Genomic DNA, 23,115 nt, shown 5'->3' with positions numbered 1-23,115 from the left:
TTGAAAAAAATATCTATAAAGAGAACGTTTTCATTGAAAGTTTTTTCCATACATACTATGATTAAGAAAAGAATATGTTTGATAAAAAGGAGTGAAGTCTTTTGCGTTTTGAACAAGTTGATTTCGATGGTCTAACCGCTCCACTTGATCGCCTTGATTACATCATGGAAAAGCACGGTCTTATTCGAGCAGAGGGCTGGGATTATGAACGTGTTACATACGATCGAAAATTTGAGATTCAATCTGATACGTACTACTTGCGCGTCCAAGCTTTTGTGATTGAAGGCGATGTAGGGGCACATAAAGCAACTTTACAACTTTTAACTCCTCTTCTTGGCAAACATTATTATCCCCACGGAGTGGAATACGGTGAAGGCGAAACATTTCCAGCTCATCTTGTCGAACAATGTGAATCACTGCTTCTTGATATTGAAGGCGAACTTGGAAGTTTACAACAAAGTAAAAAAGACGAAAGAGTTTAAACTCTTTCGTCTTTTTTATTTTAGAAGAAGTCCGGAAAATAAGTTGGTTTCACGTTTCTTACTGCTTCTTGTAGCGCTTCCACATCTAAAATGTCACCATGAATCTGTCCTCCATAATAAAGGTCTATTGGTGTTATATACCCTAGCAAAATTGCAGTCAAAGGACCAACAGAAAGCTTTAATCCTCCTTGCTCTCCATCTTTCAGTTTCTTCACTTTCCCGTCAGAAATAGCATAAGTTCCCTCATTCCATGGAGCCGAACTATCCTGAACGTTCAAAAGAAGGTCCCTTTTCATGCTGAGCTTGTAAAGAGATAGAAACTTTTCAACATCTATAATTCGGGCCATAAAATACGGCCATATTTTTTGTTCAATACGAGGATTATCCAAAAGGTGGGCAAGGATATCATTCTTCGCTGCTTTAATTGTGACTTTATCAACCATTGAATCGTGTTGACAAATAAAATTCCATATAGACTTTTTGGCATCTACAGTTATGCTTACATACTCATGTACAATCATAGTACGGTTGTTGATTTCATAGCGGAGATACCCTTCCTCTTGATCATCCTTATTCTTGCATACTATGTAGTAATCTCCTTCTTTATAAACCCTCTCTTTCCACCACTTCTCTGTTCTGTTTAATGTTCCGCTATAGTGATTCTGCACTTTTTCATATAAGAACTGAAGCGCTGGCAAACTTTCTTCAAAAGAAAGTCGTACAATACGTCCTTCTCCTTCTTGGAATCGTTTAAGATCAACGTTTTCGATTGTATACTGTTTTTCGTCTGCAAAAACTTCGTATCCATATTTGCGATAGAAATTTACTTTAAACGGATGAAGATAAGAAATAACTTGGCCCATTTTCCTCATCTCTACAAATGAAGCTTCCAAAAGCTTTGTAACAAGTCCTCCACGTCGATGTTCTGGATAAGACCCAACGCTTGCAATGCCTCCCATCGAATAATATTCCCCATTTATGCATACTTCTGATGAAAGGACTTGGAGGTTTGCTGCAAGTTCTTCTTCTTTTTTGATGCCGAGCACTAAGTTTTCCTGCATTCTTTGAAGACGAAGTTTTTTCTCTTCCTCTGTAAATCCCCGCTGAAAAGCATAATCAGATAGCTCAATTGATTTTTTAAAATCTCTCTCATCTATTAGTTTTTCTACATTCATCTTTTCTTCCCCCTTTGCTTTTCCTTTATATTGTAAAGCGAGGTAGAATGACTTTCAAATGTTTCTATTTGTTCACAATATGCTCAGAGGGGGAAAAATCGTCGGGAAGCGGTGAGATAGCATCTTTTTCTCGCTCTCTTCGTGCCCATCCAAAAAAGACGTACGCTAAAATAGAACCATATACAATTTCTTGAATAATTTTCATCAAAACCCCACCAAGTTGTTGATCTTCTAATGGCGGAAGCGTATTAAACATTTCTGGACCTGATATATTTAATGAACCTAACATATCCACTGGCACACAAAGCGACATTGCCTGTAACCATGCATCAGGAGAGGTATATGTCTCGTAAAGCGGAGTATCTGCAAAAATAATAAGCGCGCATGCAGGCGTCAGTAAAACCCCATTAGCAAAAATATAACCTATTTTCTTAATCCCTGACATGTCATTTTCATTTACTTTATTCATAAGAGGCCACCACATGCAAAAAGAAGATACAAAAAGAAAACTTGTTACACTGCCATGTATAAAAGCATTTGTTTTTACAAGATCGAAGATAAGAGGAAGATGATAAAACGAAAAAGCACCATTGAATAAAATCAAAGAAATAAGCGGTTTTGTAGCAAATGAAAAGAGCGGTTTAACCCGCTTATTAAATAGCACCACTTCAAATCCCCATGATGGAATACCAAGAATAAAAAGAGGAGGCACAACTAAATATAAAAGAGCCATTTGCGTCATATGAGCACTAAAAATAAGATGACTAAGAAGGTCAACAGGACTTCCTTTAATAATATATAGAGTAACGATTGCTAGTACAAAAAACATTTTCGTTTGCCATGAAGTTTTTTTCCCTTTCCTAAATCGACTGTAGCCCTTATTGACTATGAGAAAATAAAGAAGAGTAATAAAAACAAGAAACAGAAAGAAGTAAGGACTAAAAAGCGCGCGAAAACCAAATATATCAAGATTAGACATGTTCTTTCTCCTTTCTCTGCATAAATGTTAGAAAAGGATCAGCATACTGCTGATCCCTTTTGTAGTTTCAAATCCAAACAATCGTTAAAAATGTCAGTACTGTTAAGAAAGCAACCAAAACACCTGAGTACAAAAAGAATGCTGCTGTTCCATGACCTCTATGACTCATATGCATAAAATAGTAAAGTTGAAAGACCACTTGCACAACACCAAGCAATAAAATAAACGGTACGATAAACCAAGCTGAGTATTTATCATAGGAGACTGCAAAAAAAGCGACTAATGTTAAAAAAAGCATAAGGGAAAAAGAGACAACTTGCATTCTCATCTCATCCCTGTTTTTCTTAAGGCGATATTCCCAATCGCCTCTTACATTTTTTTCTTCTGTCGTCATGTTTTATCCCACCATTCCCATTAAATATACGACTGTGAAAATAAAGACCCAGACAACATCGATAAAATGCCAATAAAGACTTGCGACATAGAATTTAGGTGCATTGTATAAGCTTAGCCCTCTTCTGCCATTGCGAATTAAAAGGGTAATAAACCAGCTTAACCCAACCGCAACGTGCCCTCCATGAAAGCCAACAAGCGTATAAAAAGCAGATCCAAATGCGCTGCTTTTAAATGTAAACTCAAACTCGTGTACATAGTGATTGAATTCATAGATCTCAAGTGCCAAAAATCCCGCTCCAAGTAAAATTGTAATAATAAACCAAACCTGCATTTTACGATATTGGAAGTTTTTCATATGATAAATCGCGTATACGCTTGTTAAACTGCTTGTTAATAACAACATTGTGGCAATAAATACAATTGGAAGCTCAAATAAGTCTTGAGACGTTGCTCCTCCAGCATTGGAATCCTTTAGAGCCAAGTATGTCGCAAATAAAGAAGCAAACAAAACGGTCTCTCCGCCAAGAAAAAGCCAAAATCCTAAAAACTTGTTCTTTCCTTCTAGCGTTGTTTTTTCAGGAGATTCAGGGAAATTTTCTCTTGTTAACTTTTCCTCTGCGCTCAATTATTTAACCTCCTTTTCATCTTCATCTAGAAGCTCTTCTTTATGAATGTGATAGCCATGATCATCAATCCAAGATCTTAAAAACATAGAAGCGAATGTAATAAATAACCCTCCTGCTCCAATCGGATCTCCCCAAGCATAGTCATTTCGATAAAGAAATCCAATTGCCGCAATAAACAATCCAAGGGACATTAAAAGCGGTAAGATAGAACCATTTGGCATATGAATATCTCCTACCGGCTCAGCTGGAACGATTTCCTTTCTTCCTTCCATTTTTTCAATCCACAATGGATCAAGACCACGAACGAGAGGTGTTTGCTTAAAATTGTATTCAGGCGGTGGAGATGGAATAGCCCATTCAAGCGTTCGACCGTCTCTCCATGCATCGCCATCTACTTGTTGTTTGCTTATGCTCGTTTTAATAACATTAATCACTAAAATAAGCACAGCAACAGCCATAAACACAGCACCAATTGAGCTGATTAAGTTTGCTGTATTCCACCCTTGCCCATCTAAGAATGTCCATACGCGGCGCGGCATTCCCATTAATCCAACAAAATGCTGAATAAAGAACGTAAGGTGAAAACCAATTGAAAATAACCAGAATGTAATTTTCCCAAGTTTCTCGTCAAGTATTTTCCCAAACATTTTCGGCCACCAATAGGTAACACCAGCTAGAAGACCAAGCACAACACCACCAACAATCACGTAATGGAAGTGAGCAACAACGAAGTATGTATCGTGATATTGATAGTCAGCAGGAGCAGCTGCAAGCATGATCCCTGTTACGCCTCCTAAAACGAACGAAGGAATAAATGAAACAGCGTAAAGCATTGGCGTTGTAAATGAAATACTTCCGCCCCACATTGTCAAAAGCCAGTTGAAGATTTTAATTCCGGTTGGTACAGCAATCGCCATTGTTGCAACAGCAAATATTGCATTTGCAATTGGACCAAGTCCTGTTGTGAACATATGGTGAACCCATACCATAAATCCTAAAAATCCAATAAGCACAATGGCAAATACCATTGATGTATATCCAAAAAGACGTTTTCTTGAAAACGTTGCAAACACTTCTGAAAAAACACCAAATGCAGGAAGTATAAGAATATATACTTCAGGATGACCAAATATCCAGAAAAGGTGCTCCCAAATAATTGTATTTCCACCAAGGGTCGGATCAAAGAAATTAGCACCAAACAGGCGATCAAAAATCATAAGAAAAATGCCGACAGTAAGCGGTGGAAAAGCAAATAAAATGAGGGCCGAAGCAACAAAAACGGTCCATGTAAAAAGAGGCATCCTCATATATGTCATGCCAGGAGCACGCATATTAATGATTGTGACTAAGAAGTTAATCCCGCCAATGAGCGTTCCTGCCCCAGAAATCTGTAAACCAAGCGTATAAAAATCAATACCATGGCCAGGGGAGTGCAAGGATAAAGATGCATAAGATGTCCATCCTGCATCAGGAGCTCCACCTAAAAACCAGCCAAGATTAAGAAAGATTCCACCCATTAAAAACAGCCAAAATCCAAGTGCATTTAAAAATGGAAAAGCAACATCTCTCGCTCCAATTTGCAGAGGGACAACGGCATTCATAAGGGCAAATATAAGTGGCATGGCAGCTAAAAAAATCATCGTGGTTCCGTGCATTGTCATCAGTTCATTGTACGTATCAGCTCCAACAAACGTATTCTCAGGAACAGCAAGCTGAATACGAATAAGCATTGCTTCAATGCCACCAACAATAAAGAAAAAACCGCCTGCAACTAAATAAAGAATGGCAATTTTTTTATGGTCAACCGTTGTTAAGTAATCCCATAAAACAGACTTAGGTTTTGTATTCGCTAATGTACTCATGCGTGAACATCCTCCTTTACTTTAGAATTGTGCTATTCTTTAAGCTTCAATGTTTGTAAGTATTGTGTTAACTCATCAACTTGTTCTGGAGTTAATTCTTTATATGTTCCTGTCATTTTATTTCCTGGCTTAACTGATTCCGGATTTTCAATCCATTTTTTCAGATTTTCTTCATTGTGATCTAAAACACCAGCAATTTTTTCTCGATCTGCAAAGCCCGCCAGATTTGGAGCTGTTCTTGCTTCAGCAGGGCGTTTATCTCCTGCATCAACGGCGTGACAGCTTAGACAGTTTTGCTTAAATACTTCTTCTCCAGCGCTCGCTTCTGCTGTTGTTACTTCAGGTTTAGTATTTGCTAGATCTTTAGCCCATTGATCAAAACTTTCTCTATCAACCGCTTTTACTTTAAAATCCATCAATGCATGTGAAGGTCCACAAAGTTCAGCACATTTCCCATAAAATACGTTTCCTGCTTCTTTAGATCTCTTACTGTCAAACTCTAAATAAAACTTGTTTGTTCCATCTGTATTTGTATCAAGCTTGCCTCCTACAGCTGGAATCCAAAAAGAGTGCTTTACATCTGAAGCTTGCAAATTAAAATAAACTTTTTCATCTGTTGGCACAACAAGGTCTTGAGAAGTAATAATCTTCTGATTCTTATACTCAAATTCCCACCAGTATAAATTAGCTCTTACGTTTACAACCACCGCATCTTCTGGATTTTTCGCGTTCTTCATTTCCCTTGTGTCCGCTAATTTGAATGTGTAGGAAACAGTTGGTACAGCAAGAATAACAAGCAGTAAAATTGGAATAACGGTCCACAAAATTTCTAGCTTATGATTTCCTTCTACCTGTCTTGGAAGATAGCTTTCTCTTCCTTTTCGTCGGAAACGAATAATAACGTAAATGAAAATAACTGTCACAACTACAACGACTAGAACCATAATGGCTGTGCTTAAAAGCATAAGTTCATACTGTGCGTCTGCTACTTCACCAGCTGGGGTAAGCGTTGATATAAAAGGCTCACCACAGCCAGAAAGAAACAGGATAACAAAACTGAGCAAAGATAATAGGCGCCATTTTCCCATGTTCTATCCCCCTATTCTTTTATTTTCAAATCAACTTTCGAGATAAAAGCGTTTTCTTAAAAAAATCTTAAACCTTTACAAAAACGCTTCCTATTCTTCTATATAAAAAGTAAAGAAGAAACAAATTAAGTAAAGAAGCTAGCTAAAATCATACTTACAAAAAGAAACGTGACATAGTTAACAGAATAAACAAACATGATTCTAGCCCATTTTTCAGTTTTTAATTTCCAATATAAACTTACCCCTATTAAGAGCCAACCTATTGTTAAAATAGATGCAATAGCAACGAATGTTATGCCTAACTCATAAAGATAAAAGGGTAGCGGAATTAAACAAGTTATCCATACAATCATTTGTCGCTTTGTTAGTGGATTACCATAAACAACAGGTAACATTGGAACTTTAGCAGCTCTATACTCTTCAGCTCGCAAAATGGCAAGTGCAAAAAAATGGGGAGGCTGCCAAATGAATAAAATCAAAAAGAGAATCCAGGCTTCAAGACTTAATGTAGGATCAACAGCTCCCCACCCTATTAACGGAGGAACAGCCCCTGAAATACTCCCAATAATCGTATTTGTTGTATAGCGACGTTTCGACCACATGGTGTAGAAAAAAATGTATGTAAAAATGCCGACTACTCCAATAAGAGCGGCTATAATATGAGCAGCTAACAGCATAAAAAGTCCTGTTGCTGTCAATCCAAGCCCAATAAGTAATACAGTTAAAGGATGAAATCGACCTGTAACAGTTGGTCTTGTTTGTTTACTTTTCATAAGAGGATCAATATCTCGATCAATATAATTATTTAAGCTACAAGATCCCGCAATAATAAACGCTGAACCTACTAGGGTGAAGAAAGCAAGGTCTAGATGCTCAGTAAAAGGTTTTTCATTAAACTTGAGGGAAAGCCAAAAACCTGTAAATGTAGTGAGCATACTTGAATTTACGATGCCAATTTTAATAACAGTTAAAAACTCTTGCCAAACTGTTGTTTTAATTTCTGGATTCTGCGGTGGCAATGATACGGATTCTGTGGAATAATCCATTTCCGCTCCCCCCTTTTGACTCTCATAAAGCTACTTCAGTCTATACAGAGGTGTATCTTGCTCTTTATAAGGTTATAAACATATGAGCCTAATTTAGTATTTTTAACATTGGAAGTTGATTAGTGCGTCTCTGTCGATAATTGTGAAAGAAATATGAAAAAAATATGGACTTTTTATGTCAAACAAACAAATCTCTTGTTCTCTTGTTGATTGTTTTCTATAAAAACCTCTAAAATGGATATGGAATATGTGAAAGGACTAATCTCGAGCGTAATCTTGGAGAGTTTTTAATACTTTTCTCTTAGCATACCACAAATTGTAACGCTTTCATGTTAAAAGTTAGCTATTTTCTATAAGTTTACATTTCTGTGGTAAACGTTTTTTTTCCTGCACCTCTTCCTTTTTTCTTGTCTTTTTCATAAAAGAATTTATGATAGGATAAAGAAGCGCCTTTATAACATTTCACAACAACATACTTAACAAAAGATGCTATTGACAATGAGGATGGTGAATAATTTGCAACGCGGTTTAAAAGTATTATCTGTTATTACAACACTTGCGATGTTGTTTATTTTATTAGGTGGGGCACTCGTAACAAAGACCGGGTCTGGCATGGGCTGTGGCCGTTCTTGGCCACTTTGCCACGGAGAGCTTATTCCAAGTAATATTACTCCTGAGCTTATCATTGAGCTTGCTCACCGTGTAGTAACAGGAGTCGGCGGTTTTATCGTCTTAGCTTTATGTATTTGGGCATGGATTGCAATTGGACATATTCGTGAAACAAAGTTCTTATCAATCATGTCTCTTGTGTTCCTTATTCTACAAGCGCTTCTTGGAGCAGGAGCAGTAGTTTGGGGCCAATCAGATATCATTATGGCTTTACACTTTGGTGTTTCTCTTGTTTCATTTGCTTCTGTTCTTCTTCTTACTCTATTAATTTTTGAAGTGGATAAAAAACTTGATGCTGATAACGTATCTATCCGCAAACCAATGAGAGGATTTATTTATGGAACACTAGCCTATAGTTTTATTGTTGTATATTCAGGAGCGTTCGTTCGTCATACAGAGTCAAGTCTTGCTTGCCCTGATGTACCGTTCTGCTATGGAACGAATATGCCAACACAATTTAATGAATGGGTTCAAATGGCTCACAGAATGGCTGCTGGTCTTATTTTTGTTCTTATTTTGATCGCTTTCATTCATGCTGCGAAACATTATAAAGATCAAAAGAACATTTATTATGGATGGTTAGCATCACTTGTGCTTGTTTGCTTGCAGGCATTGTCAGGAGTGCTTGTTGTCTACACAAAACTAAGCCTTTTCTTCTCCCTTTCACATTCATTATTTATTAGCTGTCTATTCGGTGTTCTAAGTTATTTAGTAATGGTAGCAAGTCGAGATAAAAAGAAAAAACGTATATAATAAAAAAAGCGACGAGAGAACTCGTCGCTTTTTTTTATTTTTGAATTTCCGCCAATAAGTCACCCGTGCTAATTCCTTCGCCGTTTTTAGCATAAATCTCTGTAATGACACCATCAAACGGAGCTTGTACTGTTGTTTCCATCTTCATTGACTCTGTAATCATTAAATGATCACCTTTTGAGACTTTCTCTCCTTTTTCAACAAGGACTTTCACAACCGTACCTGGCATTGAAGCACCAATATGGTTCTGATTTTGTCTATCTGCCTTAACCTTAGCAGCAACAGTTGATTTAATACTCTCATCTTTTATCACAACTTCACGAGACTGACCGTTAAGCTCAAAATAAACGACTCTCGTTCCGTCTGCTGCAGGCTCTCCGATTGATACAAGCTTAACAATAAGCGTTTTACCACGCTCAATTTCCACTTCAATTTCTTCTCCTAAACGCATGCCATAAAGGAATGTTGGCGTATCTAATACAGACATATCACCAAACTGTTCAAGCGTTTTTTGATAATCTAGAAATACTTTTGGATATAGAGCAGATGCGATAACATCAAAGCTTGTTACAGGTCTGTTAAGCTTATGGAATAAAGTATCGCGAATATCTTTAAAATCAGCTGGTTTTAACAGCTCACCAGGACGAACTGTGATTGGCTCACGCCCTTTAAGAATGATGCGCTGAAGCTCTTTTGGAAAACCACCATGAGGCTGACCAAGATAACCTTCAAAAAACTCAACAACAGAATCAGGAAAATCAAGCGTTTCTCCTCTGTCATATACATCATCTTCTGTTAAGTTATTTTGCACCATATAAAGTGCCATATCCCCAACAATTTTTGAAGAAGGCGTTACTTTCACGATATCTCCAAACATCTCGTTTACGCGCGCATACATAGCTTTCACTTCATCCCAGCGTTCACCAAGACCAACGCCTTTTGCTTGCTGCTGCAGATTGCTATATTGTCCACCAGGCATTTCATGAACGTACACTTCTGTATGCGGAGCATTCATTCCACTTTCAAATGCACTGTAATACTTACGAACATCTTCCCAATAGTGTCCAAGCTTCTCAAGGTTCTCAACAGCTACTCCAGGCTTTCTGTCCGTTCCTTCAAGCGCATAGTAAAGCGTGCTTGCACTAGGCTGTGAAGTTAAACCAGACATTGAACTTACTGCTACATCGACAATATCGACTCCTGCTTCAATAGCTTTCGCATATGTGAAGATTCCGTTTCCGCTTGTATCATGCGTGTGTAAGTGAATTGGAATATCAATTTTATCTTTTAAAGCTGATACAAGTTCATATGCTGATTGAGGCTTCAATAACCCTGCCATATCTTTAATGCCTAGAATATGGGCTCCTGACTCCTGTAGCTCTTTTGCTAAGTCTGTGTAGTAGTTTAGGTTATATTTACGGCGAGTTGGGTCTGAAATGTCTCCTGTGTAGCATATTGCCGCTTCTGCAATCTTACCTGTATCACGAACAGAGTCGATTGCAAGACGCATACCATCAACCCAGTTCAAGCTATCAAAAATACGGAAAACATCAATCCCTGCTTGTGCTGACTTTTCAACAAACTCTTTAATAACATTGTCAGGATAGTTTTTGTAACCAACCGCATTTGATGCGCGTAGAAGCATTTGAAATAGTACGTTTGGTGCTTGCTTACGAAGTTCAATTAAGCGATCCCATGGATCTTCCTTAAGAAAGCGGTAAGCAACATCAAATGTAGCGCCTCCCCACATTTCCATTGAAAATAGTTCAGGAAGTAAACGCGATGTTGGTTCTGCAATTTTTTTCAAATCGTGTGTACGCACGCGCGTTGCTAGCAATGATTGATGGCCATCTCTGAACGTTGTATCTGTAAGAAGAACTTCTTTTCGTTGTTTTACCCAATCTACAAGTCCTTCTGCGCCTTCTTTATCTAAAATTTGTTTAGTTCCGTCTACAAATGGCTCACTGCTTGAAATCTTTGGAACACGTGGCTTTTCAAAAACCGGTTTTTTCTTCGTTCCAATTCCAGGAAATCCGTTAATTGTGACATTTCCGATATAAGAGAGCATTTTCGTTCCACGGTCTTTTCGTTTAGGAAACACAAAAAGCTCTGGAGAAGCATCAATAAATGATGTATCATAATCTCCTTTTAAAAACTTTTCATGCTTTACAACATTTTCTAAAAAGGCAATATTTGTTTTAATTCCGCGGATTCGGAATTCTTTTAAGTTTCTAACCATTTTAGCTGCAGCTTGTTCAAAAGTTAAAGCCCATGTTGTTACTTTTACAAGAAGTGAATCATAGTATGGTGTGATAACAGCTCCTTGAAAACTGTTTCCTGTATCTAAACGAACCCCAAAACCACCGCTTGAACGATATGCCATAATTTTACCTGTATCAGGCATAAAATTGTTTTGTGGATCTTCTGTTGTTACACGAGATTGAATCGCATAGCCGTTTGTTTTAATATCTTCTTGTAACGGTATTCCGATCGCGTTTTCGTGTAAAGAATACCCATCAGCAATTAGAATTTGAGATTGTACAATATCGACTCCTGTAATCATCTCTGTAATTGTATGCTCTACTTGTACACGCGGATTTACTTCAATGAAGTAGAATTCGTCTCCAGCTACGAGAAACTCAACTGTTCCAGCGTTTATGTACTGGATGTTCTTTGCCAGTTTAACCGCTGCGTCACAAATTCTTTGGCGAAGATCTTCACCAAGCGATAAACTTGGCGCAACTTCCACTACTTTCTGATGGCGACGCTGAATCGAGCAATCGCGTTCATACAAGTGAACGATGTTTCCATCATGATCTCCAAGAATTTGCACTTCAATATGCTTTGGATTTTCAATACATTTCTCCACATATACTTCATCGTTTCCAAATGCTGCTTTTGCTTCAGATTTTGCTCGATCATAAGCTTCCTTTAGTCCTGAATGACTGCGGACAATTCTCATTCCACGACCACCACCACCTAGAGATGCTTTAATCATCAATGGGTAGCCATATTTTTCACCAAACTCTTCAACTTCACTTAGTGACGAAACAGGACCATCTGTTCCTGGAATAACAGGAATCCCAGCGCTTACTGCTTGATGACGAGCTTTTACTTTATCTCCAAACATATCTAAATGTTTACTTTTTGGTCCAATAAAAGTTAATCCTTCTTCTTCACAGCGCCTTGCAAATTGGATATTTTCCGATAAGAAACCATATCCTGGGTGAATTGCATCGACGTTATGTTCTTTAGCAATTTCAATAATATTTTCGATATCAAGATAAGCATCAATTGGTTTTTTCCCCTCACCAACCAAATATGCTTCATCTGCTTTATATCTGTGGAAGGATCCTGTATCCTCTTTCGAATAAATTGCAACCGTTCGAATGTTCAGCTCTGTACAAGCACGAAAAATTCGAATTGCAATTTCTCCTCTGTTTGCAACTAAAACTTTCCCAATATTTTTTGTTACTGTGCTCATTTTACCCTCTCCCCTTTACATCAAAAACTTTACATCAAAAAATTTGCTATATGAAGATATATTACTTGAACTTTTTAATGCTCACAAGGGTTATGTGTAAATTTTCTGAATAACATGTCAAAAAACCACGAAAATGTACGCTTACATTTCGTGGTTTTTCGACATGTTATTCACTGTTTTTTTCAAAAAGAGCTCTCTTCCTTTGAATCTACAGCTCGCAAAAGGGATTCTTCTCCTTCTGCTTTCTTACTTCGATAATTTGTAAACATAGATATATTAACAACAATTCCCATTGAGGCTAGTAAAAGTAAAATTGATGTTCCTCCGTAGCTTACAAAAGGAAGTGGAACACCTGTAAGGGGAATAACACCTGTAATTCCACCTAAATTGAAAAAAGCCTGAATTCCAATTGTTGTAGCAATTCCAATACAAATTAAACTTCCATATACATCTTGACATTTTTTAGCGAGAAGCAATGTTTTAATAATAATAAATGCAAGGAGAAATAAGACCGTAGCTACACCAACAAATCCTAATTCCTCTGCAATAATCGCAATAATGGCATCTGTATGTGATTCTGGAAGATAGCCGTACTTTTGCACACTTTGGCCAAGACCAGCTCCAAAAAATCCTCCAGAGCCCATCGCTATATATGCATTAACAAGCTGAAACCCTTCTCCTGATGCATCTTTGAATGGATCTAACATTGTTGTAACACGGGCAATTCTTGTTGGTGAGATATAGCCTGTCATCCAAGCTATTGGCAGGATAACAAGAATACACCCAATCCCGAGAGCCAAAAACTTTCTAAATGTGTACTTATTAATACCTGAACAAAGAAGAACAGCAGCAGCAATCCCTAATACAATCATGGCTGTCCCAAAATCCGGTTGAACAGCAATTAATCCAGTTAAAAATATAATGATTAAAACCGGTCCTGTAAATGCTCTTTTAAAATCATTAAGATATGGCTGACGTTTTTCAAGCACCATTGCCAAATAGAGGACAATGGCAAGTTTTACAAATTCAGAAGGCTGAATACTCAAGCCTCCAAAACGTAGCCAACTTGCGGCATTGTTCGAAACATGCCCAAATAAACTCACGAGAAAGAGTCCAACAACAACGAGCGCTAATATTCCTTTAATAAAGCGAGCATAAAGCTGATATGGAACAATCATCGTCACAAAAAACACGAGCGCTCCAATAATCAACGAAAGTTTCTGCCTTTGATAGAAGTGATCTGGTGCAAAATCATATCTTGAAACAGCTGTAATCACGCTTGCACTGTAAACCATTACAAGACCAATTGAGCACAGAAGAACAAGCGCAATAATAATTGAATAGTCATAGTTTCGAAACATCTTTTTAAACATAGTCTCTTCCCTCGTCCCTTCAACATCGTTGAGATGAAAAAGTTGTCTGTGTTATAAGTAAGGTGCAGCATGTGTGTAGGGTATATCCCTTTCTAAGTAAGCCTAAAACCTGTCCTTTTGAAAGTTGAGCACTATAGACAAAAAGTTCTTATTTTTATCTTTTCTTCCTTTTAGGCACAAATTCCTTTATGTATGAAATAAGAAATCTCCTACTTTTGAATGAGAGAGAACGAAACTAGGGATTATTGCCCTCTTATAACGTAAAATGATAAAAACTCAAACCGACTGAGCCTAAGTTTGAGTTTTTATATTTCTTATTTTTTTGTAAAGGCTTCATGTAGGGCTGATAGTTCACGTTCTAGGCGATCTAATAGTTGCTTCCCCTTATCTTCCTCGATAAGATGAAGTCTTACCGCAAAGTCAATCTCACGTGATAAGCCAAACATTTGCGTATCTAAAACCTCTTCATAAAGAGGACATTGCGGCATTGTTAAGTTATCCATTTGAACTTGAATAAGCTTCAAAATCTTCTCCGCATCCGCCTTTAGCAGTGCGTATGCTCTTTCACGATGATCTACTGCAACCTCAGGCGTCAAATTAATCCCTCCGTTCCCGAGCGATTTCCTATTCTATCTATAAATCATACAGTTAAACGAACTAAATTGCAAGAAAAAACAAGTAGTTCATTCTAAATTACAATGAACAATTTTAAAAAATAAAAGTCTTTTAACATTCATAAAATAGGCTTCTAACGAAGATCGTTGATTTATTAAGAACATTCACAATTTGAAGATGACAGCTTTGTTCTTGTTCTTTATACTAAAAGAGCGGAGATTAATTATTGTAAACAAAGGGAGTTTTTCATAGTGAATGATATTATCATCTTAAAAGGAAAAGTATCTTATCCAATTACATTAGATCCAAGCGTCTGGATTTTTGATGACCGCAAAGTTGAAAGACAAACGCTTAAAAGTCAAAATGATGAAAGCGATTCAAATGAATTAACAGCAAGACAGTGGTCTCGTGAAATTAGTGAAGGAAACGTTTCTCCTCCTACTTTGAAATCTGAACGTAAATACGAACGTGAACGTATTTTAACAGGATCATTTGCTATTCACCTTTCTCATTTTTTAAAAAATGCTGAGCCGCTCAGTGAGGCTTGTGAGCTTGCCGTTATAACTCAAAAGGGTGAAGTCATTGTACCGCTTGAAGAAGCCTATAGCTATTTGTTAGCCTTTTCAAAAGATGGCAAACCGCTAAAAGATGATGGCCCTGTTCATCTTCTAAAAAGCGATGGCACAACAGAAGCAACACACGTTACAGAATTTCAAGTTCGTTAATTAAGCTCCGTTTCCTCTACATGAGGAAACGGTTTTATTTTACAAAAGATCAGCAGCTAGCTGCGCGAGTTCAGACCGCTCTCCTTTCACAAGCTGTACGTGACCGGCTACTTTTTGTTCTTTAAATCTTTCTAGTACATACGTTAACCCATTGTTGTATTCATCTAAATATGGATGATCAATTTGGGCAGGATCTCCCATAAGAACAATTTTACTTCCTTCTCCAACACGAGTTAAAATCGTTTTCACTTCATGTTTAGATAAGTTTTGGGCTTCATCAATAATGATGAACTGATCTGGAATACTTCTTCCTCTTATATATGTTAAAGCTTCTACTTCGATAGAACCCATTCCTGCTAAAATAGCGTCAAGCTCTCCAGGTTTTTTCGTATTGAATAGATATTCCAAGTTATCATAAATAGGCTGCATCCATGGTCTGAGCTTTTCTTGTTTTTCTCCTGGTAGAAACCCTAAATCTTTCCCTACTGGAACAATTGGTCTAGCAACAAGCAATTTTTTATAATACCCCAAATCTTCTGTTTGCATAAGACCTGATGCCAATGCTAAAAGCGTTTTACCTGTTCCTGCTTTACCGATAAGGGTAATAAGGGGTATATCATCTCGGAGCAAAAGTTCAAGCGCCATTGTCTGCTGAACGTTCCTCGGTTTCACTCCCCAAATATGCTCATAATCAAACAATAACTTTTTCACTTTCTCTCCTGTTGAATCAACAATCCCAACAGCAGAACCAGAGCCTCCAAATGCATCTTTCATCACAACAAATTGATGTGGATAGAACGGATGATTTGCCCACTGTGATAAGCTAAGCTCACCTTGTTCGTAAAAACGATTAAGCTCGTCTTTTGGAATGTAAAGATCAAGAAAACCGGAGTAAAGGTGGTTTACTTCGACAACTCGATCGCTTAAAAAGTCCTCTGCTAAAAGACCAATCGCATCTGCTTTGACACGTACAAGCGTATCTTTACTAACAAGGATAACCTGTCTTCCTTCTTCTTTTGTTTCTTCCTCAAGAGAGAGATTTTTTGCGACTGCAAGAATGCGATTGTCGTTTGTTTTCTCTACAAATACTTCTTGAAGTTGATGAAATGACCGATGATTAAGCTCAATCCGCAGTGAACCTCCATTTTCTAACGGAATTTTCTCATGAAGTCGGCCATGCTGACGAAAACCATCGATAAGTTTAGATACTTGTCTGGCATTTCTCCCTACTTCATCCATATATCTCTTTTTAGAATCGACTTCTTCCAGTACAACAGCTGGAATAACGACTTCATTATCTTTAAAAGAGAAAATAGAGTGTGGATCTTGTAATAGTACGTTCGTATCTAACACATAAATCTTTTTCAAAGGTTTTTGCCCCCTCCATTTGTCTTCTTTGAAGAATAAGTACCCGATACTCTCACCTTTCTATGTAATATGACAATAATCCTCTACTTCTTTTACTATATGTAGCCATGCATAAAGATAGAAGAATGAACAGACAATAATTTAGAAAAGCCATTGTTCCTATGCTAGCTATATGTTCAAAGAAGTTTTAAAAAGGTCTCATCGCCATATTACGCACTATAAAAGGAGAGATTGCTGTATGCAAAAATACTTTATGTGGCTTGTACTACTTGTAGTATTTCTAACAGGCTGTCAAAATAACAGTGCAGCAAACGATGAAAGAAACAATGATAATTTAGTACGAGTAAAAAATACAACTCCCCAACCTGAAGAACAACAATCAAATAACGCTATCTCCCAACGGCTGATAAACCTTGCAACAGACGTCCCGAAAGTTGAACGTGCAACAGCCGTTGTTGTTGGAAGATACGCTATAGTTGGCATCGATGTTGGAGGTGACCTTGATCGTTCAGAAGTAAGTTCTATCAAGTATGCCGTTGCTGAAAGCCTTAAACACGACCCAAATGGTGCGAATGCTGTTGTTATTGCTGATCCTGATACGTTCTCTCGTTTACAAGGGATGGCACAAGAAATTAGAAACGGACGTCCTGTAACAGGCGTTCTCGACGAACTCGCAGCAATTGTAGATCGTTTTGTACCTGAAATGGCTAATGAAATACGACAAAAACATCCGAATGAAACAAATACAAATAATGATCGCTTGAATGAACAAAATCAGCAAGAACTACAAAAAGAACAGAACGATCAATCTAATAATGAACTTCAAGATAAAGAATAATAAAAACGCTTAGTCTTTTTCCATGCAAAGACTAAGCGTTTTTATCTACTTTTATAAATTTCATCGTAAATGTACATGCTACGTTTCTGTTTGACATTTCTACCACCTCTTCCATTGACAGGATTGATAGTTGCCTTACAACCTCTTTACAACAATCAGTAAAGATTATGTTTATCATAACGTGTTTTAGAAGAAATGAAAATAGAATTCAGAAAATTCCCTTACTTATTCACCTTTTTTTACACTACATTTACATCTGAAATTTTTACCATTCATCTTCATCCTTTTTCGATTCATAAAGCTTAAAGTTCCCCGTTGCTTTTCGCTCTTCTGTACGCTTTGTAATACGGTCATGACACCTTTGACACATATATGTATGAATAGGACGATTTCTAATTTTTTTGGCTAACGGTAATTCGTTATCAATTGTTTCAATTACATCACAAATTACGCATTGAACTCTCATTTCTCCACCTCAACAACGTTTTTGCTTATAAAAACAGGATAACGTCCAACAACGCTATCCCGCTTTTTTACATTTGTTCGTTTTTCTTTGCTTGATGCAAACGCACTTTGTAGACCCCAAGCACAATAGCCGCAATGAGCAAGCCCTCTGCTACAGGTAAAAAGGCTCCGAAAAATGTAAGAATTGTGCAGCCAAAAGCTAGTAATGCATAAATGATCACGTTCTTGATGATAGGTAGCTTTCGCGCAAAACCTAAATTGTATACAACAACGGCTAGCAAAAGAATGGTAAAGTACAATAGCCACATGCCCGCTTCGGGGTTTTCGTCCACTTTAAAAAGCTTCGCAAAAAACTGAAGGCGTTCACTTACCCCCATTATCAATCACGCTCCTTTAAATATTAACTTTTAAGGCCACACTTATCTTTATTTATTTGCAAGCTTTTTCTTTTTAGCTGCTTTTTCGCGCTCGTTTTTATCTAGAATCTTCTTACGTAGACGAATAGATTCTGGTGTAATTTCACAATATTCGTCTTCGTTTAGATATTCTAATGATTCTTCAAGAGACATAATACGAGGTTTTTTCATTGTTACTGTTTGGTCTTTTGTTGCAGAACGAACGTTTGTTGCATGCTTCGTTTTTGAAATATTAACAACAAGATCGTTTTCACGAGAATGTTCTCCAACAATCATACCTTCATAAACTTCCGTGTTTGGCTCAACAAAAATTACGCCACGTTCTTCAACTTGCATAATTCCGTATGAAGAAGCCTTACCTGTTTCCATTGATACTAACACACCTTGGCGACGTCCACCAACTTGGCCAGCTTGCATTGGTTGATAGCTATCAAAGCTATGGTTGATGATGCCGTATCCGCGAGTTAGTGATAAAAATTCCGTTGTGTAACCGATAAGACCACGAGAAGGTACCATGAAGATTAGACGAACTTGGCCATTGCCGTTGTTTGTCATATCTAACATTTCACCTTTACGAGCTCCCATTGATTCCATAATTGAACCTGTGTACTCTTCTGGTACGTCGATTTGTACGCGCTCAACAGGCTCAGAACGAACACCATCAATATCTTTGATGATAACTTCTGGTTTTGATACTTGAAGTTCGTAACCTTGACGACGCATGTTTTCAATTAAAATTGAAAGGTGAAGCTCTCCGCGTCCTGAAATAACCCAAGCATCAGGAGAATCAGTAGGATCAACACGTAAACTTACGTCTGTTTCAAGTTCTGACATCAAGCGCTCTTCAATTTTACGCGCTGTTACGAATTTACCTTCTCTACCAGCAAAAGGACTGTTGTTCACAAGGAACGTCATTTGTAGAGTTGGCTCATCAATACGAAGAACAGGAAGTGCTTCCTGATGATCTACAGGACAAACAGTTTCTCCAACGTTGATGTCTTCCATTCCAGATACAGCGATTAAATCTCCTGCTTTTGCTTCTTCAATCTCAACGCGTTTTAATCCGATAAAACCAAACATTTTTGTTACACGGAACTGTTTAACAGAACCGTCAACTTTCATAAGTGCAACTTGTTGACCAACTTTCATTGTTCCGCGGAAAACGCGTCCAACTCCAATACGGCCTACATAGTCGTTGTAGTCAAGCATCGCAATTTGGAACTGTAGCGGTTCTTCACTGTTATCAACAGGTGCTGGAATGTGCTCAATGATAGCATCAAATAAGCTTTCCATGTTCTCATCCTGCTTTTCAGGATTGCGGCTTGCTGTTCCGTTAATTGCTGATGCATAAACAACAGGAAACTCAAGCTGTTCTTCAGTTGCATCAAGCTCGATTAAAAGATCGATTACTTCGTCCACAACTTCTGCTGGACGAGCAAAGTCACGGTCAATTTTGTTTACAACAACAATTGGTGTTAAATTTTGCTCTAGCGCTTTTTTAAGTACAAAACGCGTTTGAGGCATACATCCTTCATAAGCATCGACAACCAGAAGAACGCCATCTACCATTTTCATGATACGTTCTACTTCTCCACCGAAGTCAGCATGTCCTGGTGTATCTAAAATATTAATACGTTTATCTTTATAATGAATGCCCGTATTTTTTGCTAGGATTGTAATTCCTCGCTCACGTTCTAGATCATTTGAATCCATTGCACGTTCGTGAACTTGCTCGTTAGCACGAAACGTTCCAGATTGATGCAACAGCTGATCTACAAGTGTTGTTTTCCCATGGTCTACGTGGGCAATAATTGCAATATTTCGTAAGTCTTGACGAATGTTCAAGCCCTTCAACTCCCATACTTTTGTGTAAATACTTCACTAGCTTATCCAAATTTCACACATATCAAGCTAATGCCTAGGATATTATAACATAAAGAAACTAGAAATGCTTTCGGTTTTTCGGTACACTTAAGATATTCTTCACAATATGAAGGACATTTGGGAGGGTTTATGTTGAAGTCAATTAAATGGGGTTTACTTTTATATGCAATCTTGGGAACGCTATCAATTATGTTAATTGGGGTTTTTCTCGGAGAAGGTAGCATTGTTGGAGTAATTGGTTGTATTGTTGCACTTATTGTTATTATTGGACTTGGTTTTACGACAAAAAAGAAACTTCGTGAAGCTGGAAAGCTATAAAAAGGACGTTTTGTCCTTTTTATAGCTTTTTTTAAAGAGGATAAACTAAAATAACGTATTCTTTTTCTTCCTCATTTTTTTCTACTTTAAATTGCTCAAAGCCACACGAAGCCAGAAATTGTAGCCAGCCTGTTCTTTCAACAGGACAAGCACAAAAAAAAGCTTTATGATTTCCCCGAAAATGCTCGGCAATTCTTGTAACAATTTCCTTTCCGATTCCTTGTCCTCTTCGTGATTCTTTGACAAGTAGTGTGCCAAGCCAAGGTTTTTCATTTGATGGCGCCCAAGGCAAGCTATAAGAGAGGCCTACCTTTTCTCCATCTTGTTCATATATCGTCCAATGGCCTTGAAGCATTTCATATTTTCTTAAGTAAACAGGGAGATTCTCTACAGAGCATTCTTCACTTTCCCATTCTTTGCTTGCCAAAACTAACTGCTGAAAAAACGGGAAGTCTTTATTTGTATATGAACGAAACGACAGTTTTCCCATAGTTATCTCTTTTTATTAATGTACGTTTGAAGGACTTCTTTATGAAATGCTTTTTCACCAGCAAAAACACTATTTTTTTCTAAAATATTAAGTTCTTCTCCGTAAACATTAGTAACTACTCCTCCTACTTCTTCAATCAATACAAGACCACCAGCAAAATCCCATGGAGCAAGTCTCATCGTTATATACCCATCAAGACGTCCAGCGGCAATATAAGCAAGCTCTAGAGCAGCAGAACCATATGATCTCGTTCCTCTAACATCTTTTACAAGAGGAGAAAGAACCGCTGGATCAATGCGGTGATTATCTGTTACCCATGTAGCGTTTAGGGAAAGGATAGCTTCTTTTACAGGTGATTCAGTGAGCATTGGAAGCTTGATATCATTCATATAGGCTCCGTTTCCACGAATTGTATGATAAAGCTCATCATGCATAACATCATAAATCAATCCAATTTTCCCTACGCCATTTTCAAATATGCCAATGGAAATAGCAAAATTACGCTGCTGATGGACAAAATTCATTGTACCGTCAATAGGATCAATAACCCATAGGATCCCTTCTGCTGATGTAACATCTGTTCCATGTCCTTCTTCTCCTACAATACGGTGCGTTGGAAACGTCTCTTGAATTTTTTCGTATAAAAACGTTTCAACATCTTTGTCCATATTTGTAACAAGGTCATTTGGATTTGATTTTGTTTCAATAAGAAGCTCTTTACTAAACGAATCTTTGATCATTTCTCCCGCTTCTTTTACCCATGATGTAGCATATGTATAAATACCTTTCCAAAAATCTTCCATTTTGCAAACCCCCTTAAAAGTCAAACTAAAATTAAGTTATAAAAGTAGCTTATGAAAATCAGCGCCACAAATCAAGTTTCATCCTTTTTTATAGTTGTTATTCTAAAACCGTCATAACAAGAGACTATACAGACCTGTATAGTCTAAACAAGTTTTATTTTTTTATAACGTTCATACTATTGTTTTTTTTCGCTGTACTTCAATAGCTCTTGGCGAAGTTTTTCTAACTTTTGTTTACTTTTTAGTTTTTGTTCCTCATTTTCTTCAATCATTGCTTCGTACAAAGTGGCAAGCTCATAATCAAGTTCCATCCTCAACACTGCTAAATGGTTCGTATATTCGGTTTTTTTGTGAATATTTACTACTTGCTTCATTGTTGAAGCCCCCTCTCTTAACATAACAAGCTTGACGAAAAGTTTTAATATTCAGAATATATTATTTTTATATCGTATGTAGAACATTTATATCTTGTAACTACATTTGTAAGAAAGTTTTAAAAATAGGCTTTAAGGGTTTTAACTTCTATTGTTCCATCTAAGTTGTGATATGATTACTTATTAGTTACCCTTACCTATTCTAAAAAAAACATTCATCTGGAGGTACACCATGAAATTTGAGAGATTTACAAAAGAAGACTTTAATGTTTTTACAGTGGATGGTCTTGATGAGCGTATGGGCGAATTAAAAAAACAAGTACGTCCAAAGCTAGAAAGCTTAGGCGAAATATATGCTCCATTTCTATCTTCTCTATGTCAGGAAGAAATGTTTGCACATGTTGCAAAACACGCCAGACGCTCTGTCAATCCACCGAAAGATACGTGGGTTGCTTTTGCAGCAAATAAGCGCGGATATAAAAGACATCCACATTTCCAAATCGGACTTTTTGAGTCTCACGTCTTTATTTGGTTTGCTGTTATTTATGAAGCAGATATTAAAACAGAGTATGGAAAAATTTTAAAAACACATATTGAGGAAATCGAAAATAGGATCCCAGCTTATTTTGTTTGGTCAAAAGACCATACAAAGCCTGATACTATCTCAATGGAGGATTTATCAAGAGAAGATTTAACAGCTCTCTTTGACCGCTTAGAAAATGTAAAAAAAGCAGAAATCCTTTGTGGTTTACGTATTCCGCAAAAAGAGGCTATAGAGATGTCAAAAGATGAATGGGACCAAACGTTTAAAGATGCCTTTACAACGCTACTTCCTCTATATAAATTAGGAGCTACAATCTAAAAAAAGAAGAGCAAATTGCTCTTC

At 37.3% G+C, this 23,115-nt stretch carries 23 protein-coding genes; 6 read left to right on the top strand and 17 right to left on the bottom strand.

What is annotated here, in order from left to right:
- The first annotated feature begins 101 nt into the window (after nucleotides 1-101).
- Nucleotides 102-482, top strand: a complete 381-nt coding sequence (locus MOC86_RS02535; RefSeq protein ID WP_019393024.1) for a YugN family protein — start codon at nucleotides 102-104, stop codon at nucleotides 480-482.
- A 20-nt stretch (nucleotides 483-502) separates the two neighbouring features.
- On the opposite strand, the gene MOC86_RS02530 is transcribed toward MOC86_RS02535, so the two are convergent.
- From MOC86_RS02530 to cyoE, 7 genes are all read right to left on the bottom strand, one after another.
- On the bottom strand, nucleotides 503-1,657 hold the full coding sequence (locus tag MOC86_RS02530) for a GNAT family N-acetyltransferase (RefSeq protein WP_268582571.1): 1,155 nt from the start codon (nucleotides 1,655-1,657) through the stop codon (nucleotides 503-505).
- 64 nt (nucleotides 1,658-1,721) lie between these two features.
- Nucleotides 1,722-2,636: a cytochrome c oxidase assembly factor CtaG gene (gene ctaG / locus MOC86_RS02525; protein WP_268582570.1), complete on the bottom strand. Its 915-nt coding sequence runs from the start codon at nucleotides 2,634-2,636 to the stop codon at nucleotides 1,722-1,724.
- A gap of 67 nt (nucleotides 2,637-2,703) precedes the next feature.
- Nucleotides 2,704-3,030, bottom strand: a complete 327-nt coding sequence (gene ctaF / locus MOC86_RS02520) for a cytochrome c oxidase subunit IVB (protein WP_124050303.1) — start codon at nucleotides 3,028-3,030, stop codon at nucleotides 2,704-2,706.
- Nucleotides 3,031-3,033: 3 nt separating this feature from the next.
- On the bottom strand, nucleotides 3,034-3,657 hold the full coding sequence (locus tag MOC86_RS02515) for a cytochrome (ubi)quinol oxidase subunit III (RefSeq protein ID WP_268582569.1): 624 nt from the start codon (nucleotides 3,655-3,657) through the stop codon (nucleotides 3,034-3,036).
- Nucleotides 3,658-5,520, bottom strand: coding sequence for a cytochrome c oxidase subunit I (gene ctaD, locus MOC86_RS02510; protein WP_268582568.1), 1,863 nt, complete (start codon nucleotides 5,518-5,520; stop codon nucleotides 3,658-3,660).
- Between the two features lie 32 nt (nucleotides 5,521-5,552).
- Nucleotides 5,553-6,608 carry a cytochrome c oxidase subunit II gene (gene coxB, locus MOC86_RS02505; protein WP_268582567.1) on the bottom strand — a complete coding sequence of 352 codons (1,056 nt, stop codon included), beginning with the start codon at nucleotides 6,606-6,608 and terminating at the stop codon, nucleotides 5,553-5,555.
- 125 nt (nucleotides 6,609-6,733) lie between these two features.
- A complete protein-coding gene (gene cyoE, locus MOC86_RS02500) occupies nucleotides 6,734-7,654 on the bottom strand; it encodes a heme o synthase (RefSeq protein ID WP_268582566.1) in 921 nt (306 codons plus the stop codon).
- A 516-nt stretch (nucleotides 7,655-8,170) separates the two neighbouring features.
- On the opposite strand from cyoE, the gene MOC86_RS02495 reads away from it, so the two are divergent.
- The gene (locus tag MOC86_RS02495; protein ID WP_268582565.1) at nucleotides 8,171-9,076 is read left to right on the top strand and encodes a COX15/CtaA family protein; all 906 of its coding nucleotides are present in this window, start codon (nucleotides 8,171-8,173) and stop codon (nucleotides 9,074-9,076) included.
- A 34-nt stretch (nucleotides 9,077-9,110) separates the two neighbouring features.
- Here the strand turns inward: MOC86_RS02495 and pyc are convergent, their stop codons facing one another.
- From pyc to MOC86_RS02480, 3 genes are all read right to left on the bottom strand, one after another.
- Entirely contained in the window at nucleotides 9,111-12,560 is a 3,450-nt protein-coding gene (gene pyc, locus MOC86_RS02490; RefSeq protein ID WP_243513759.1) for a pyruvate carboxylase, read from the bottom strand.
- Between the two features lie 182 nt (nucleotides 12,561-12,742).
- Entirely contained in the window at nucleotides 12,743-13,933 is a 1,191-nt protein-coding gene (locus tag MOC86_RS02485) for an FtsW/RodA/SpoVE family cell cycle protein (RefSeq protein ID WP_268582564.1), read from the bottom strand.
- A 314-nt stretch (nucleotides 13,934-14,247) separates the two neighbouring features.
- The gene (locus tag MOC86_RS02480; protein WP_019393013.1) at nucleotides 14,248-14,529 is read right to left on the bottom strand and encodes a YlaN family protein; all 282 of its coding nucleotides are present in this window, start codon (nucleotides 14,527-14,529) and stop codon (nucleotides 14,248-14,250) included.
- A gap of 270 nt (nucleotides 14,530-14,799) precedes the next feature.
- On the opposite strand from MOC86_RS02480, the gene MOC86_RS02475 reads away from it, so the two are divergent.
- Complete coding sequence (locus tag MOC86_RS02475) at nucleotides 14,800-15,273, top strand: peptidyl-prolyl cis-trans isomerase (protein WP_268582563.1); 474 nt, start codon at nucleotides 14,800-14,802, stop codon at nucleotides 15,271-15,273.
- 39 nt (nucleotides 15,274-15,312) lie between these two features.
- Here the strand turns inward: MOC86_RS02475 and MOC86_RS02470 are convergent, their stop codons facing one another.
- Nucleotides 15,313-16,641 (bottom strand): PhoH family protein, encoded by a 1,329-nt coding sequence (locus MOC86_RS02470; protein WP_061803556.1) that lies wholly within the window; start codon nucleotides 16,639-16,641, stop codon nucleotides 15,313-15,315.
- A 238-nt stretch (nucleotides 16,642-16,879) separates the two neighbouring features.
- Between MOC86_RS02470 and MOC86_RS02465 the strand changes: the two genes are divergently transcribed.
- Entirely contained in the window at nucleotides 16,880-17,479 is a 600-nt protein-coding gene (locus MOC86_RS02465; RefSeq protein WP_268582562.1) for a YhcN/YlaJ family sporulation lipoprotein, read from the top strand.
- A 265-nt stretch (nucleotides 17,480-17,744) separates the two neighbouring features.
- Here the strand turns inward: MOC86_RS02465 and MOC86_RS02460 are convergent, their stop codons facing one another.
- The 3 genes from MOC86_RS02460 to typA form a co-directional block, all read right to left on the bottom strand.
- Nucleotides 17,745-17,945 carry a YlaI family protein gene (locus MOC86_RS02460; RefSeq protein WP_268582561.1) on the bottom strand — a complete coding sequence of 67 codons (201 nt, stop codon included), beginning with the start codon at nucleotides 17,943-17,945 and terminating at the stop codon, nucleotides 17,745-17,747.
- 67 nt (nucleotides 17,946-18,012) lie between these two features.
- Nucleotides 18,013-18,321: a YlaH-like family protein gene (locus tag MOC86_RS02455; RefSeq protein WP_026009607.1), complete on the bottom strand. Its 309-nt coding sequence runs from the start codon at nucleotides 18,319-18,321 to the stop codon at nucleotides 18,013-18,015.
- Between the two features lie 48 nt (nucleotides 18,322-18,369).
- Nucleotides 18,370-20,205: a translational GTPase TypA gene (gene typA / locus MOC86_RS02450; RefSeq protein ID WP_061803553.1), complete on the bottom strand. Its 1,836-nt coding sequence runs from the start codon at nucleotides 20,203-20,205 to the stop codon at nucleotides 18,370-18,372.
- A 171-nt stretch (nucleotides 20,206-20,376) separates the two neighbouring features.
- On the opposite strand from typA, the gene MOC86_RS02445 reads away from it, so the two are divergent.
- Nucleotides 20,377-20,562 carry a YlaF family protein gene (locus MOC86_RS02445; protein WP_019393006.1) on the top strand — a complete coding sequence of 62 codons (186 nt, stop codon included), beginning with the start codon at nucleotides 20,377-20,379 and terminating at the stop codon, nucleotides 20,560-20,562.
- A 31-nt stretch (nucleotides 20,563-20,593) separates the two neighbouring features.
- Here the strand turns inward: MOC86_RS02445 and MOC86_RS02440 are convergent, their stop codons facing one another.
- From MOC86_RS02440 to MOC86_RS02430, 3 genes are all read right to left on the bottom strand, one after another.
- Nucleotides 20,594-21,052 carry a GNAT family N-acetyltransferase gene (locus MOC86_RS02440; protein ID WP_268582560.1) on the bottom strand — a complete coding sequence of 153 codons (459 nt, stop codon included), beginning with the start codon at nucleotides 21,050-21,052 and terminating at the stop codon, nucleotides 20,594-20,596.
- Between the two features lie 2 nt (nucleotides 21,053-21,054).
- A complete protein-coding gene (locus MOC86_RS02435) occupies nucleotides 21,055-21,855 on the bottom strand; it encodes an inositol monophosphatase family protein (protein ID WP_268582559.1) in 801 nt (266 codons plus the stop codon).
- A 176-nt stretch (nucleotides 21,856-22,031) separates the two neighbouring features.
- Nucleotides 22,032-22,229: a hypothetical protein gene (locus tag MOC86_RS02430; protein ID WP_268582558.1), complete on the bottom strand. Its 198-nt coding sequence runs from the start codon at nucleotides 22,227-22,229 to the stop codon at nucleotides 22,032-22,034.
- A gap of 232 nt (nucleotides 22,230-22,461) precedes the next feature.
- Between MOC86_RS02430 and MOC86_RS02425 the strand changes: the two genes are divergently transcribed.
- Complete coding sequence (locus MOC86_RS02425) at nucleotides 22,462-23,091, top strand: YktB family protein (RefSeq protein ID WP_268582557.1); 630 nt, start codon at nucleotides 22,462-22,464, stop codon at nucleotides 23,089-23,091.
- Nucleotides 23,092-23,115: the final 24 nt, after the last annotated feature.

Origin of the sequence: Priestia endophytica (assembly GCF_026790145.1) — a bacterium.
Taxonomy (GTDB): domain Bacteria; phylum Bacillota; class Bacilli; order Bacillales; family Bacillaceae_H; genus Bacillus_I; species Bacillus_I endophytica_A.
This window is presented reverse-complemented; position numbering and strand designations above follow the sequence as displayed.

What these genes read in the sequence shown, in the direction of transcription:
- MOC86_RS02530 (WP_268582571.1), bottom strand. Translation starts at nt 1,657, where the DNA reads ATGAATGTAGAAAAACTAATAGATGAGAGAGATTTTAAAAAATCAATT.
- ctaG (WP_268582570.1), bottom strand. Translation starts at nt 2,636, where the DNA reads ATGTCTAATCTTGATATATTTGGTTTTCGCGCGCTTTTTAGTCCTTAC.
- ctaF (WP_124050303.1), bottom strand. Translation starts at nt 3,030, where the DNA reads ATGACGACAGAAGAAAAAAATGTAAGAGGCGATTGGGAATATCGCCTT.
- ctaD (WP_268582568.1), bottom strand. Translation starts at nt 5,520, where the DNA reads ATGAGTACATTAGCGAATACAAAACCTAAGTCTGTTTTATGGGATTAC.
- coxB (WP_268582567.1), bottom strand. Translation starts at nt 6,608, where the DNA reads ATGGGAAAATGGCGCCTATTATCTTTGCTCAGTTTTGTTATCCTGTTT.
- cyoE (WP_268582566.1), bottom strand. Translation starts at nt 7,654, where the DNA reads ATGGATTATTCCACAGAATCCGTATCATTGCCACCGCAGAATCCAGAA.
- pyc (WP_243513759.1), bottom strand. Translation starts at nt 12,560, where the DNA reads ATGAGCACAGTAACAAAAAATATTGGGAAAGTTTTAGTTGCAAACAGA.
- MOC86_RS02485 (WP_268582564.1), bottom strand. Translation starts at nt 13,933, where the DNA reads ATGTTTAAAAAGATGTTTCGAAACTATGACTATTCAATTATTATTGCG.
- MOC86_RS02465 (WP_268582562.1), top strand. Translation starts at nt 16,880, where the DNA reads ATGCAAAAATACTTTATGTGGCTTGTACTACTTGTAGTATTTCTAACA.
- MOC86_RS02460 (WP_268582561.1), bottom strand. Translation starts at nt 17,945, where the DNA reads ATGAGAGTTCAATGCGTAATTTGTGATGTAATTGAAACAATTGATAAC.
- MOC86_RS02455 (WP_026009607.1), bottom strand. Translation starts at nt 18,321, where the DNA reads ATGGGGGTAAGTGAACGCCTTCAGTTTTTTGCGAAGCTTTTTAAAGTG.
- MOC86_RS02440 (WP_268582560.1), bottom strand. Translation starts at nt 21,052, where the DNA reads ATGGGAAAACTGTCGTTTCGTTCATATACAAATAAAGACTTCCCGTTT.
- MOC86_RS02435 (WP_268582559.1), bottom strand. Translation starts at nt 21,855, where the DNA reads ATGGAAGATTTTTGGAAAGGTATTTATACATATGCTACATCATGGGTA.
- MOC86_RS02430 (WP_268582558.1), bottom strand. Translation starts at nt 22,229, where the DNA reads ATGAAGCAAGTAGTAAATATTCACAAAAAAACCGAATATACGAACCAT.
- MOC86_RS02425 (WP_268582557.1), top strand. Translation starts at nt 22,462, where the DNA reads ATGAAATTTGAGAGATTTACAAAAGAAGACTTTAATGTTTTTACAGTG.